This is a genomic window from Vibrio sp. QJM3NY_27, assembly GCF_057785955.1.
The window spans coordinates 3,313,760-3,328,129 of record NZ_CM173511.1; the positions used below are offsets into that span (position 1 = coordinate 3,313,760).

Genomic DNA, 14,370 nt, shown 5'->3' on the forward strand with positions numbered 1-14,370 from the left:
CACTCAATAATTGCAGAAAAAGACAGCGAAAGTGTACTTGATAAACCTAGGATGGAAAAGGTAGGCCGATGAACAATTTTACGAATAAGCTCTATATTCTTACCGAGCATGACGATACTTACACGCAACTGATTGTAAACCGAGATTTACCTGACCTAGAAATCACCTCAAACCCCGAGTTAGCGGAGATCGTCTTGGCCTCTCCTCCGCTGATCGCAGAGCGTCTTGATGAGTTTAAGCATCTGGATTGGGTGCAAAGTACCTATGCAGGGATCAACAAATTAACCCAACCGAATTTACGTCAGGACTACACGTTGACTAACGTCAAAGGCATCTTCGGCCCTGCCATTGCCGAATACGTATTGGGTTACACAATCAGCCACTTTAGACATTTCACTCATTACCACCAGCAACAAGCACAACGAAGCTGGCAACCACAGCTATATACTAGCCTAACTGACAAAACCATGGTGATTTTAGGGACAGGTTCAATCGGAAGTCATTTAGCGAAAACCGCAGCTGCCTTTGGTATTCATACCATTGGAGTCAACCGTACCGGCATCCCATCAAAGCAAGAGACCTTTAAAGACATTTTCCACATCAATGAGATAGAGGCTGCCCTTAAGCAAGCGGATATTGTGGTCAACACCTTGCCATCAACAGCTGAAACCTATCAATTACTCAATCAAACGACCTTAAGTTACTGCTCGAATGTGCTGCTCTTTAATGTTGGCAGAGGAGAGAGCTTAGATAACAAAGCCTTGCTGCTTGCGATTAAGAATAAATGGGTTGAGCACGCTTTCTTGGATGTGTTTGAAAGTGAGCCCCTCTCGCAGGAACACCCTTTCTGGACATTGCCGCAAGTGACCATCACCCCGCACATTGCAGCGCTGAGTGAGCCAAGGCAGGTGGTAGAGCTCTTCGCCGAGAATTACCAACAGTGGCGAGATGGCTTTAAACTTAACCATGTCATCGATTTTGATAAAGGTTACTGATGCCCTCACCGTTACTCAAAGAGATTCGACAATGCCGAGCTTGTGAGCCTCACCTATCACACGGTGCTAACCCGGTGATTCAAGCGCATCCAAACGCGCGCTTGCTTATCATTGGGCAAGCACCCGGCATCAAGGTTCATGAGTCATCGATCCCTTGGAATGATGCCAGTGGCGAACGATTAAGAGAATGGTTAGGGATAGATAGCGATACGTTTTATGACGAACAAAAAGTCGCGATTGTTCCTATGGGACTTTGTTATCCGGGAAAGGGAAAGAGTGGCGATCTCCCACCACGTAAAGAGTGTGCGGAGCTTTGGCATAACAAAGTGCTGCAATCACTGCCTAACGTCCAAATGACACTGCTGATTGGTCAGTACGCACAAAACCATTACCTTACAAACAAAACCACCAGCACGCTGACAGAAACCGTGCGTGATTGGCAAAGGTGGGCGCCTGAGTTTTTGCCTCTACCTCACCCTTCGTCACGCAATAATATCTGGCTCAAGAAGAACCCTTGGTTTGAAAGTGACGTTATTCCTTACATCCAAAAGCACATCTCGGAGCATTTGGCCTACCATGATCCAAATGCCTAATTAGCTGCACATCAATGATGATCAAGCCGATATTGGGTGCGGATAAAAAGATAATAAAAAAGCGCTGCCGATTTCTCGACAGCGCTTTTTCTAAAAACACATACTGAATTACTTGTGGTATGGCTTAGATAGGTCATGAACTGCGTCCACAAATACACCAGCATTTTCTGGTGGCACATCTAGGTGAATACCATGGCCAAGGTTAAATACGTGGCCAGTACCGCCGTCACCAAAACCTTCAAGGATAGTGCCGACTTCTTCACGAATACGCTCAGGTTGTGCGTAAAGTACTGATGGATCCATGTTGCCTTGTAGAGCCACTTTATCGCCAATACGTGCTTTTGCATCAGCAATATTGATTGTCCAGTCTAGGCCAACTGCATCACAGCCTGTCGCTGCGATAGATTCTAGCCACATGCCACCGTTCTTAGTGAACAGAGTAACCGGTACACGGCGACCTTCGTTTTCACGGATTAGGCCATCGACAATTTTGTGCATGTACTGCAGTGAGAACAGGTTGTAGTCACGCGGAGTAAGTACACCACCCCATGTATCGAATACCATTACCGATTGAGCACCCGCTTTAATTTGCGCGTTCAGGTATTCAATAACAGTGTCAGCAAGCTTATCGAGAAGTAAGTGCAGCGTTTGTGGCTCTGCATACATCATCTTCTTGATTTTAGTAAATGCCTTCGAGCTGCTGCCTTCAACCATGTAAGTCGCCAATGTCCAAGGGCTACCAGAGAAACCAATCAGTGGTACTTCGCCTTTCAGATCTTTACGGATCTGACGAACAGCGTTCATTACGTATTGAAGCTCACCTTCTGGATCAGGTAGGCCAATCTTCTCTACGTCAGCTTTACAAGTAATCGGACGCTCAAATTTAGGGCCTTCACCTGTTTCGAAGTACAAACCTAAACCCATTGCATCTGGGATAGTTAGGATGTCAGAGAACAAGATTGCCGCATCAAGCGGGAAACGACGCAAAGGCTGAAGTGTTACTTCTGATGCTAGTTCCGCGTTCTTGCACAAAGACATGAAATCGCCCGCTTCAGCGCGCGTTGCTTTGTATTCAGGAAGATAGCGACCCGCTTGGCGCATCATCCATACTGGAGTGCAATCAACAGGCTGCTTTAAAAGTGCGCGTAAATAGCGATCATTTTTTAATTCGGTCATTCCGTTCAATTCCAATTCAATCTTGTCTAGTTTTGATGGCAAGTATTCTAACACTGATTGAGGGGTAAAAGCTGTGTGCTTTGCAACCTAGATCAAGTTATTAACTTTTAAATCAATGCTTAATTTGCACCCAATTGCAGGCGCATGTTAAAAATTTGTTCGCTAGCGAAAATTACAATTATAACATCTGAGTAGTCACTACTCAGCATCTCATAACGACATCTTACTTACCCCCTCCACTTGTGGAGGGTTTTTTTTAGCTTTTGACCACCTATAGGCCAAATACTATCATAGGTAAATTAGTACTCTATCGTCTGCTCCGTCACATCATCTTTCGCCACGTCACCCACAGTTTTCTCAATCAATTGTCTCGCAATCGTTCCTACTGGTGCAACATCAGGCAGGCTTGTTACATCAAACCATTGGGCATCCGACAATTCACTATAATCTGGTTTAAGCGTTCCACCAGCATAGTCAGCCAGAAAGGCCATCATCATACTCGACGGAAACGCCCATGGCTGGCTGCCAAAGTAACGAATATTAGCAACATCGATACCAGTTTCCTCTTTGACTTCTCTTGCCACACACTGCTCTAAGGTTTCTCCGACCTCTAGGAAGCCCGCTATCACGGTATACATACCAGTTTTATGCCTTGGGTGCTGTGCAAGCAATATCTTGTTGTCGTTACGTACAGCGACAATGATGCACGGGAAGATACGAGGATAATGAAGCGTTCGGCAATCTCCGCATTGCATCGCCACCTGATTATGATTGAGGTGATTACGACCGCCACACTGAGGACAAAAACGCATACTTTGCGTCATGTGCCCATACTGGATAGCTTTGCTTGCTGTCAGAAAACTCGATTCAGGCCAGTGTAATAACTCACGTAGGTTTATCATGGTCAACTCACTCTCAACATCACAGTCGTTGAGCCAATACACCTTACGACCTTGATGCTGACCAATACAGATTGCATGCTCGACACTCAGCCCTAGCTCCTCTGCTGAGCCATAAGGAAACTGATCATTATTAACCCAAATATCACTACCTGAAACGACGCACCAATAAGCTTGCTCTGTCATTTTGTTATCACTTTTTTTTAACATCCCTATGCCTCATTGCTTGCAGTTCGTTCATTTTACTGGCAATCTAATTTCATACTAGAGTTGTAGCAGAGAATATTTCAAGCTATTACTTTTAGTAGTTACCAATAAACGGACCTTGCTTAGGCAATTACCATGATCACAAGGTTGTGATCAGATCATGAGGACATGGTCATGCTAAATAAATTCAAACAAATACAAGAACAATGGGGTGGCTCTAATGAGGTCATCGATCATTGGCTCGAAACTCGACAGTCTCTAATCGTTGAGTATTGTAAGCTTGCCGCTCTACAGCCTTCATCGTCGAAAGCAACGGCAATCACCGAACTGCCTTCTCCAGAAGAACTCCAAAAATTCAGCCAACACCTTGTTGATTACATCTCCGAAGGTCATTTCAAAATCTATGACATGGTGATGGACAAATGGCAGTCTACTGGCTTCAAAGCAACAGACGAAATCAACCAGTCTTATGGTCATATCGTCCTTACCACGGACCCTCTGCTCAACTTCACCGATAAGTACGCCGCCATTGAAGCTAGTGATACATTAGAAAGCTTTGATAGTGAGCTGTCACTTATAGGTGAGATTCTTGAGGCTAGGTTTGCGGTTGAAGACCAGCTGATACAACAAATTGCCGACAGCCTAGCGGTTCCACCAGGAGCTTAATGGCTTAACATCTTCTAAGCTTGCCTCTGTGCAAGCTTTTTGTTTTGTCTGTAGCGTTACCTAACACATCCAACTCTTTTACCAGAGCCTATCGGTTCGTCCCTAGTCTGATGTTTTGCGATAACCCGACGTAACACTTCTCACCGGTTTCATCCTCAGCGCCTCCCTGTAAACACGCAAGCTGCCTTCGAGAAAGTACTATCGACTACGTCCACCAGCCAAGCAATCGACAAGCATACCTACCAACTTCTAATCTATAAGCCTCTCGTTAAACACCTATACGCCAGATACAAAAAAGGCACCCGAAGGTGCCTTTTCTTATCTCTTAGAGACTACTCGTAGAGCTTACTCTTCTGAAGAGAAACCAGCGTTTAGAAGTGCTGCTAGATTGTCAGTAGCTTGTTCAGCTGAAGGACCTTCTTGCTCTTCTTCACGTTGCTTTTGACGCTCTTGGTGGTATGCGAAACCAGTACCAGCTGGGATCAGACGACCAACAATTACGTTCTCTTTCAGACCGCGAAGGTCATCACGCTTACCAGAAACCGCAGCTTCTGTTAGTACGCGAGTCGTTTCTTGGAACGATGCAGCTGAGATGAATGACTCAGTTGCAAGAGATGCTTTAGTAATACCTAGTAGATCACGTTCGAAACGTACTAGTTCTTTACCTTCAGCTTCTAGCTTACGGTTAGCAATCTTAACATTGTGGTACTCAACTTGTTCGCCAGGTAGGAACGGAGAGTCACCAGAATGAGTGATTGTACACTTACGTAGCATTTGACGAACGATAGTCTCAATGTGCTTATCGTTAATCTTTACGCCTTGTAAGCGGTAAACTTCTTGAACTTCGTTCGCGATGTACTGAGTTACTGCGTGGATACCACGTAGACGCAGGATATCGTGTGGAGTTTCAGGACCGTCGGCGATTACATCACCACGTTCAATCTTCTCACCTTCGAACACGTTCAATTGACGATGCTTAGGAATCATCTCTTCGTAAGCGTCACCGCCTTCACGAGTGATTACTAGACGACGCTTACCTTTCGTTTCTTTACCGAAAGACACAGTACCTGTGTGCTCAGCAAGGATCGCAGGCTCTTTAGGCTTACGAGCTTCGAATAGGTCAGCTACGCGTGGTAGACCACCGGTGATATCTTTGTTTCCGCTCGATTTTTGAGGGATACGAGATAGTGTGTCACCAATGCCAACTTCAGCGCCATCTTCGATGTTTACAATCGCTTTGCCAGGTAGGAAGTAGTGAGCTGGCATATCAGTACCAGGGATCATTACGTCGTTACCTTGCTCATCAACAAGTTTGATAGCTGGACGCATATCTTTACCTGCTGCTGGGCGAGCTGCTGCGTCTGTAACTTCACTTGAAGAAAGACCCGTTAGATCGTCAGTGTTACGAGAAACTGTAATACCATCGATCATATCTACGAATTGGATACGACCTGCCACTTCAGTGATGATTGGCATGGTATGCGCTTCCCAGTTAGCTACAACTTCACCAGCAGTAACTGCTGCGTTGTCGCCTTTGGTTAGCATCGAACCGTAAGGAAGTTTGTGCTTCTCTTTCGTACGGCCGAATTCATCAATAATCGTCATCTCAGATGCACGAGAAGTGATAACCAGTTTCTTATCTTTGTTAATTACGAACTTAGCATTGTGAAGCTTCACAGTACCAGTTGTCTTAGCTTGGATGCTGTTCTCTGCTGCTGCAGTAGATGCCGCACCACCGATGTGGAACGTACGCATCGTTAGCTGTGTACCCGGTTCACCGATAGATTGTGCAGCGATAACACCAACTGCTTCACCTTGGTTCACTAGGTGACCACGTGCTAGGTCACGACCGTAACACTGTGCACAACAACCGAAGTCTGCATCACAGGTAACAACAGAGCGCACTTTCATGCTATCTACTGAGTTGTCTTCCATGATTTGACACCACTTCTCATCAATCAGAGTATTACGTGGAATCAGTACATCTTCAGTACCAGGCTTAAGAACATCTTCAGCAACAACACGACCAAGAGCAAGCTCAGAAAGTGCAACTTTAACGTCACCACCTTCGATGTGAGGCATCATGTCGATACCTTCATGCGTGCCACAGTCATGCTCGTGTACTACAACGTCTTGAGCAACGTCTACTAGACGACGAGTTAGGTAACCCGAGTTTGCTGTTTTCAGTGCTGTATCCGCAAGACCCTTACGAGCACCGTGCGTTGAGATAAAGTACTGAAGGACGTTTAGACCTTCTTTAAAGTTCGCAGTGATCGGCGTTTCGATGATTGAACCATCTGGACGCGCCATCAGACCACGCATACCTGCTAGCTGACGAATCTGAGCTGCAGAACCACGTGCGCCCGAGTCGGCCATCATGTAGATGCTGTTGAACGATTCTTGCTGTTCTTCTTCGCCGTCACGGTTAATAACTGTTTCAGAAGACAGGTTATCCATCATTGCTTTCGCAACGCGGTCATTCGTAGATGCCCAGATATCGATAACTTTGTTGTAACGCTCACCCGCAGTAACAAGACCAGATTGGAATTGCTCTTGGATTTCGCGAACTTCTTCTTCAGCAGATTCAATCTCGTCGTATTTCGCTTGAGGAACAACCATATCGTTGATACCTACAGAAACACCAGAAAGTGCCGCGTATGCGAAACCTGCGTACATGATTTGGTCAGCAAATACTACTGTATCTTTTAGACCAAGCTTACGGTAACACTCGTTAAGAAGAGTAGAGATCTGCTTCTTACCTAACTTTTGGTTAACGATGCTGTACGGAAGGCCTTTAGGAACGATCTGCCATAGCATTGCACGACCTACAGTCGTATCTACTAGGCCAGTATTCGTTGTGCTATTGCCGTCTTCGTCTACTACTGTTTCAGTGATACGTACTTTAACGCGAGCATGTAGCTCAGCAGTCTTAGTACGGTATGCCTTTTCAGCCTCAGCAGGGCCAGCAAGGTACATACCTTCACCTTTCACGTTGATCTTGTCACGTGTCATGTAGTAAAGACCCAATACAACGTCCTGAGAAGGTACGATGATCGGATCACCTGATGCTGGCGACAGAATGTTATTCGTCGACATCATTAGGGTACGAGCTTCAAGCTGTGCTTCTAGAGTTAGAGGCACGTGTACAGCCATTTGGTCACCATCGAAGTCGGCGTTGTATGCCGCACACACTAGTGGGTGAAGCTGAATCGCTTTACCTTCGATTAGTACTGGTTCAAACGCTTGGATACCTAGACGGTGAAGTGTAGGTGCACGGTTAAGCAGTACTGGGTGTTCACGGATAACTTCGTCTAGGATATCCCAAACGATCGCTTCTTCGCGCTCTACCATTTTCTTAGCAGCTTTGATTGTCGTAGCCATGCCACGAGTCTCTAGCTTGCTGTAGATGAACGGCTTAAATAGCTCAAGTGCCATCTTCTTAGGAAGACCACACTGATGTAGACGAAGGTATGGACCTACTGTGATTACAGAACGGCCAGAGTAGTCTACACGTTTACCTAGAAGGTTCTGACGGAAACGACCTTGTTTACCCTTGATCATATCAGCAAGAGATTTCAGAGGACGCTTGTTAGAACCCGTGATCGCACGGCCGCGACGACCGTTATCTAGAAGGGCATCAACAGACTCTTGCAACATACGCTTTTCGTTACGTACGATGATGTCTGGAGCCGCTAGCTCTAGAAGACGCTTCAAACGGTTGTTACGGTTGATCACACGACGGTAAAGGTCGTTCAGATCTGAAGTCGCAAAACGACCGCCATCTAGAGGAACTAGAGGACGAAGATCTGGCGGTAGCACTGGAAGTACAGTTAGGATCATCCACTCAGGCTTGTTGCCTGACGAGATGAACGCTTCAACTAGCTTCAAACGCTTAGTAACTTTCTTACGCTTAGTTTCAGAGTTAGTTGTTTCCAACTCTTCGCGCATTTCTTCCACTTCTTGATGAAGGTCCATTGTTGAAAGCAGATCTTTGATCGCTTCAGCACCCATCTTAGCAGTGAATTCGTCACCCCACTCTTCTAGACGATCCAGGTACTCTTCTTCAGTAAGCATCTGAGATTTTTCTAGATCAGTCATACCCGGTTCAGTTACTACGTACATTTCGAAGTAAAGAACACGTTCGATATCACGCAGAGGGATATCCATTAGTAGACCGATACGAGACGGTAGTGATTTTAGGAACCAGATGTGAGCAACTGGTGAAGCAAGCTCGATGTGGCCCATACGGTCACGACGAACTTTAGTTTGTGTAACTTCAACGCCACACTTCTCACAGATAACACCACGGTGCTTCAGGCGCTTGTATTTGCCACAAAGACATTCGTAGTCTTTAACTGGACCAAAAATACGTGCACAGAACAGACCATCACGTTCAGGTTTGAACGTACGATAGTTAATTGTTTCTGGCTTTTTAACTTCACCAAAAGACCACGAACGGATCGTGTCTGGTGAAGATAGACCGATTTTGATTGCATCAAATTCTTCGGTCTTATGCTGTGCTTTTAGAAAGTTTAATAAGTCTTTCACGTTCAGCTCCTGTAAGGAGTTAAAGGAGCTCACCGACTAAAGTGAGCCCCCTTTACCAAGTAATCCAATCTTCTTTATAAAAAAGAGGGATTACTCTTCGTCTTCTAGCTCGATGTTGATACCTAGCGAGCGAATCTCTTTCAACAGTACGTTGAACGACTCTGGCATGCCAGGTTCCATGCTATGGTTGCCATCTACGATGTTCTTATACATCTTAGTACGGCCGTTAACGTCATCCGACTTAACTGTTAGCATTTCTTGTAGAGTATATGCAGCACCGTATGCTTCTAGTGCCCATACTTCCATCTCACCGAAACGCTGACCACCGAACTGAGCTTTACCACCAAGTGGTTGCTGAGTTACTAGGCTGTAAGAACCAGTTGAACGAGCATGCATCTTGTCATCAACCAAGTGGTTCAGTTTCAGCATGTACATGTAACCAACAGTTACAGGACGCTCAAACGAATCACCAGTACGACCATCAAACAGTTTAAGCTGACCAGATTCTGGCAGATCACCCAGTTTAAGTAGTTCTTTGATTAGAGACTCAGAAGCACCGTCGAACACAGGAGTAGCAATCGGTAGACCGCCACGTAGGTTCTTAATCAGTGTACGAACTTGATCATCAGACAGTTCAGCAATATCAACTTTCTGACGAGTATCACCAAGATCATAAACCTTCTGTAGGAACTCACGGAACTTATGCAGTTCTTGTTGTTCCTTAACCATTTGGTTGATCTTGTCACCGATACCTTTCGCAGCCAAACCTAAGTGAACTTCTAGGATCTGACCGATGTTCATACGCGATGGTACACCCAGCGGGTTAAGTACGATGTCTACAGGCTGACCTTTCTCATCGTATGGCATGTCTTCAACAGGGTTAATCTTAGAGATTACACCTTTGTTACCGTGACGACCGGCCATCTTATCACCAGGCTGGATACGACGTTTAACCGCTAGGTAAACTTTAACAATCTTAAGAACGCCAGGCGCTAGATCATCACCTTGAGTGATTTTACGACGCTTAGTTTCAAACTTCTTATCGAAGTCTGCTTTTAGCTCATCCCACTGCTCAGCAAGTTGCTCAAGCTGTGTTTGTAGCGCATCGTCTTCTAGAACTTGCTCTAGCCATTGCTTACGACCGATAGTATCAAGCTTAGCTTCAGAGTAACCACCAGACAGAAGTACAGCTTTAACACGGTTAAGAAGACCACCCTCAAGAATTTGGAACTCTTCAGTTAGATCTTTCTTAGCTTCTTTAAGCTGCATCTGTTCGATTTCAAGTGCACGTTTGTCTTTCTCTACGCCATCGCGAGTGAAGACTTGTACATCGATGATAGTACCCGAAACAGAGTTTGGTACACGTAGAGAAGTATCTTTAACATCAGATGCTTTCTCACCGAAGATAGCACGTAGTAGCTTCTCTTCAGGAGTCAGTTGAGTTTCACCTTTAGGGGTTACTTTACCAACTAGGATGTCGCCACCCTTAACTTCAGCACCAATGTAAACGATACCTGACTCGTCTAGTTTAGACAGAGCAGACTCACCTACGTTTGGAATATCAGCTGTGATCTCTTCAGAACCCAGCTTAGTATCACGAGCCACACAAGATAGTTCTTGAATGTGGATTGTCGTGAAACGGTCTTCTTGAACTACGCGCTCAGATACTAAGATCGAGTCTTCGAAGTTGTAACCGTTCCAAGGCATAAATGCGATACGCATGTTTTGGCCAAGAGCAAGTTCACCAAGGTCAGTTGAAGGACCATCAGCAAGAACATCACCGCGTGCAACTGGTTCACCAGGAAGTACAGTTGGACGTTGGTTAATACATGTGTTTTGGTTCGAACGCGTGTACTTAGTTAGGTTGTAGATATCGATACCAGCTTCGCCAGGTACCAATTCATCTTCGTTAACCTTAACTACGATACGAGAAGCGTCTACAGACTGAACTTGACCACCACGTTTAGCAACCGCTGTAACACCAGAGTCAACTGCGATGTTACGTTCAATACCAGTACCTACTAGAGGCTTATCAGCTCTAAGTGTTGGTACCGCTTGACGTTGCATGTTGGCACCCATCAATGCACGGTTCGCATCATCGTGTTCTAGGAACGGGATAAGCGAAGCAGCGATAGATACTACTTGGTTTGTCGCAACGTCCATGTAGTCAACGTGCTCGCGTGGGTGAAGACCAGATTCACCTTTTTGACGAGCTGTGATTAGCTCATCTGCAAACGTACCTTCTTCTGTAAGAATAGTGTTTGCTTGCGCGATTACGAATTGACCTTCCTGGATTGCAGACAGGTAATCAACTTCTTCTGTTACTACACCATCTACTACACGACGGTACGGAGTTTCTAGGAAACCGTAATCGTTACAACGTGCAAACGCAGATAGCGAGTTAATTAGACCGATGTTTGGACCTTCAGGCGTTTCGATCGGACATAGACGACCGTAGTGAGTTACGTGAACGTCACGTACTTCGAAGCCTGCGCGCTCACGAGTAAGACCACCAGGACCTAAAGCAGAGATACGACGTTTGTGCGTAACTTCTGACAATGGGTTGTTTTGGTCCATAAACTGTGAAAGCTGTGAAGAGCCAAAGAATTCTTTAACTGCAGCAGAGATCGGCTTAGCGTTGATAAGATCTTGAGGCATGATTGCATCAAGGTCACCAAGGCTTAGGCGCTCTTTAACGGCACGTTCTACACGAACTAGACCAACACGGAATTGGTTTTCTGCCATTTCACCTACAGAACGGATACGACGGTTGCCAAGGTGGTCGATATCGTCCACTTCACCAATACCGTTACGGATGCCGATCAGTTTCTTCATCACTTCGATGATGTCTGATTCATCCAGAGTACCGCGCTCTTCTTCTTCTTCACGCTCGATAGAGCTGTTGAATTTCATACGGCCTACAGTTGATAGGTCGTAACGATCTTCAGAGAAGAATAGGCTTTCGAACAATGATTCTGCAGCTTCTTTCGTTGGTGGCTCGCCAGGGCGCATCATGCGGTAGATTTCTACCAATGCAGAGATGCGATCTACTGTGCTATCCGCACGTAGAGTGTCTGACATGAATGGACCATGGTCTAGGTCATTCGTGAACAGCACTTCTAGAGTCTTGTGACCTGCTTGAGACAGGTTAGCAAGTGCTTCTAGGCTAATCTCTTGGTTTGCGCCAACGATGATCTCGCCAGTTGCTTCGTTGATGTAATCTTTCGCAGCAATCTTTTCAACGATGTACTCTACTGGTACTTCGATGTGCTCAACGCCATCTTTTTCAAGTTGACGGATATGGCGAGCAGTAACACGACGACCAGTCTCAACGTAAGTTTTACCGTTTGATTCGATGTCGAATGACGCAGTTTCACCACGTAGACGATCAGGAACCAACTCCATAAGTAGAGTTTGGTCTTTAACTTCGAAGTTCACCTTGTCGAAGAACAGATCTAGGATCTCTTCAGTCGATTTACCAAGTGCACGAAGAATAATCGATGCTGGTAGCTTACGACGACGGTCGATACGTACGAATAAGTTATCCTTAGGATCGAACTCAAAGTCTAACCATGAGCCACGGTAAGGAATTACACGTGCGTTATAAAGAACTTTACCTGATGAGTGGGTCTTACCCTTATCACTGTCGAAGAACACGCCTGGGCTTCGGTGCAGCTGGGATACGATAACCCTCTCGGTACCATTAATTACGAAAGTACCATTGTCTGTCATAAGCGGAATTTCGCCCATGTAGACTTCTTGTTCTTTAATGTCTTTTACAGTGCCTGCTGGTGCGTCTCGATCAAAGATAACTAGACGTAGTTTTACGCGTAGTGGCTTTGAGTAAGTTACACCGCGGATTTGACATTCTTTAACGTCAAAAACTGGCTCACCAAGACGGTAGCTAACGTATTGCAGCTCAGAATTGCCGTTGTAGCTCTGAATTGGAAATACAGAACGGAAAGCAGCTTCAAGACCGTATTGACCTTCTGGATCCTGTTCGATGAATTTATCGAAAGAATCAAGCTGGATCGATAACAGGTATGGAATGTCCAAAACTTGTGGACGAGTACCAAAATCCTTACGGATGCGCTTTTTCTCGGTATAAGAGTAAACCATGGGGTTCCTCAGCTCGCTGATAAGTGACCCAAACCACCCAAAACACTCTTCAGAGGGGGCGGTGACAAACAGCTGTTTACTGTAGTTGAACAATCATTTCGAAAAAATGACTGTTTTTTTGCTCAGATTATGACGGTTAAACAGCGGGAAATTAGTCATAGCCCTACAGCGCAAAAAGGCCGGTGGTTAATAAACCACCAGCCAATAGCCTTGCGGCTAGGAAATTAAGTAATAATTACTTGATTTCAACAGAAGCGCCAACTTCTTCTAGCTGTGCTTTAAGAGCTTCAGCTTCAGCTTTGTCAACGCCTTCTTTAAGCGCTGCAGGAGCTGAGTCTACAAGACCTTTAGCTTCTTTAAGACCTAGGCCAGTTGCGCCACGTACAGCTTTGATAACTTGTACTTTGTTAGCGCCAGCAGCAGTAAGGATAACGTCGAATTCAGTTTGCTCAGCAGCAGCTTCAGCAGAAGCACCACCAGCTACAACTGCAGCAGCAGCAGTAACACCGAATTTTTCTTCCATAGCTTCGATAAGCTCAACAACTTGCATTACAGACATTTCTGCAACTGCGTCTAGGATTTGCTCGTTAGTAATAGACATAACAATTCTCTTTTAAGTCAACAATAAGTTTAAATAGCAACCAGTGAAAAGCAAGGCTTATGCCGCAGCTTCTTCTTTTTGGTCGCGAACAGCAGCGATAGTACGAACCAGCTTGCCAGCAGAAGCTTCTTTCATGCACATCATTAGGCGTGCGATAGCTTCGTCGTAAGTTGGTAGTGTCGCTAGTACATCAGCATCAGTAACTGCGCCTTCAAATGCAGCAGCTTTGATCTCGAATGTTTTGTTCTCTTTAGCGAAGTCTTTGAAAAGACGCGCTGCAGCACCAGGGTGCTCGTTAGAGAACGCAAGTAGGCTAGGACCAGTAAATGTGTCTTGTAGACACTCATACTCAGTACCTTCTACTGCACGGCGTGCTAGTGTGTTACGAACAACTCTCATGTAAACACCCGCTTCGCGAGCTTGTTTACGTAGAGAAGTCATCGCGCCAACAGTAACGCCACGAGAGTCAGCTACAACTGCAGAAAGTGCACCACTGGCTGCTTCGTTGACTTCAGCAACAATTGCTTTTTTGTCTTGAAGATTTAAAGCCATTTGGATTAACCTCT

General features: G+C 45.5%; 9 protein-coding genes. 3 read left to right on the forward strand and 6 right to left on the reverse strand.

What is annotated here, in order from left to right:
- Positions 1-68 precede the first annotated feature (68 nt).
- Positions 69-995 carry a D-2-hydroxyacid dehydrogenase gene (locus AC3CIA_RS14920; RefSeq protein WP_488518270.1) on the forward strand — a complete coding sequence of 309 codons (927 nt, stop codon included), beginning with the start codon at positions 69-71 and terminating at the stop codon, positions 993-995.
- On the forward strand, positions 995-1,588 hold the full coding sequence (locus AC3CIA_RS14925; RefSeq protein ID WP_488518271.1) for a uracil-DNA glycosylase family protein: 594 nt from the start codon (positions 995-997) through the stop codon (positions 1,586-1,588). Before AC3CIA_RS14920 ends, AC3CIA_RS14925 begins: the two co-directional genes overlap by 1 nt.
- Before the next feature lie 108 nt (positions 1,589-1,696).
- On the opposite strand, the gene hemE is transcribed toward AC3CIA_RS14925, so the two are convergent.
- On the reverse strand, positions 1,697-2,764 hold the full coding sequence (hemE, locus tag AC3CIA_RS14930) for a uroporphyrinogen decarboxylase (RefSeq protein ID WP_029223216.1): 1,068 nt from the start codon (positions 2,762-2,764) through the stop codon (positions 1,697-1,699).
- Between the two features lie 299 nt (positions 2,765-3,063).
- Positions 3,064-3,873 carry an NAD(+) diphosphatase gene (gene nudC / locus AC3CIA_RS14935; RefSeq protein WP_146456959.1) on the reverse strand — a complete coding sequence of 270 codons (810 nt, stop codon included), beginning with the start codon at positions 3,871-3,873 and terminating at the stop codon, positions 3,064-3,066.
- Between the two features lie 165 nt (positions 3,874-4,038).
- Between nudC and AC3CIA_RS14940 the strand changes: the two genes are divergently transcribed.
- The gene (locus AC3CIA_RS14940; RefSeq protein ID WP_054548255.1) at positions 4,039-4,536 is read left to right on the forward strand and encodes an Rsd/AlgQ family anti-sigma factor; all 498 of its coding nucleotides are present in this window, start codon (positions 4,039-4,041) and stop codon (positions 4,534-4,536) included.
- A gap of 345 nt (positions 4,537-4,881) precedes the next feature.
- On the opposite strand, the gene rpoC is transcribed toward AC3CIA_RS14940, so the two are convergent.
- The 4 genes from rpoC to rplJ all read right to left on the reverse strand — a co-directional run bounded on the left by rpoC (position 4,882) and on the right by rplJ (position 14,356).
- Positions 4,882-9,084: a DNA-directed RNA polymerase subunit beta' gene (rpoC, locus tag AC3CIA_RS14945; protein WP_029222058.1), complete on the reverse strand. Its 4,203-nt coding sequence runs from the start codon at positions 9,082-9,084 to the stop codon at positions 4,882-4,884.
- Between the two features lie 90 nt (positions 9,085-9,174).
- Entirely contained in the window at positions 9,175-13,203 is a 4,029-nt protein-coding gene (gene rpoB, locus AC3CIA_RS14950) for a DNA-directed RNA polymerase subunit beta (RefSeq protein WP_029222057.1), read from the reverse strand.
- A gap of 235 nt (positions 13,204-13,438) precedes the next feature.
- Complete coding sequence (gene rplL / locus AC3CIA_RS14955) at positions 13,439-13,804, reverse strand: 50S ribosomal protein L7/L12 (RefSeq protein ID WP_054548256.1); 366 nt, start codon at positions 13,802-13,804, stop codon at positions 13,439-13,441.
- A 57-nt stretch (positions 13,805-13,861) separates the two neighbouring features.
- Positions 13,862-14,356: a 50S ribosomal protein L10 gene (gene rplJ / locus AC3CIA_RS14960; protein ID WP_017077558.1), complete on the reverse strand. Its 495-nt coding sequence runs from the start codon at positions 14,354-14,356 to the stop codon at positions 13,862-13,864.
- Positions 14,357-14,370 lie beyond the last annotated feature (14 nt).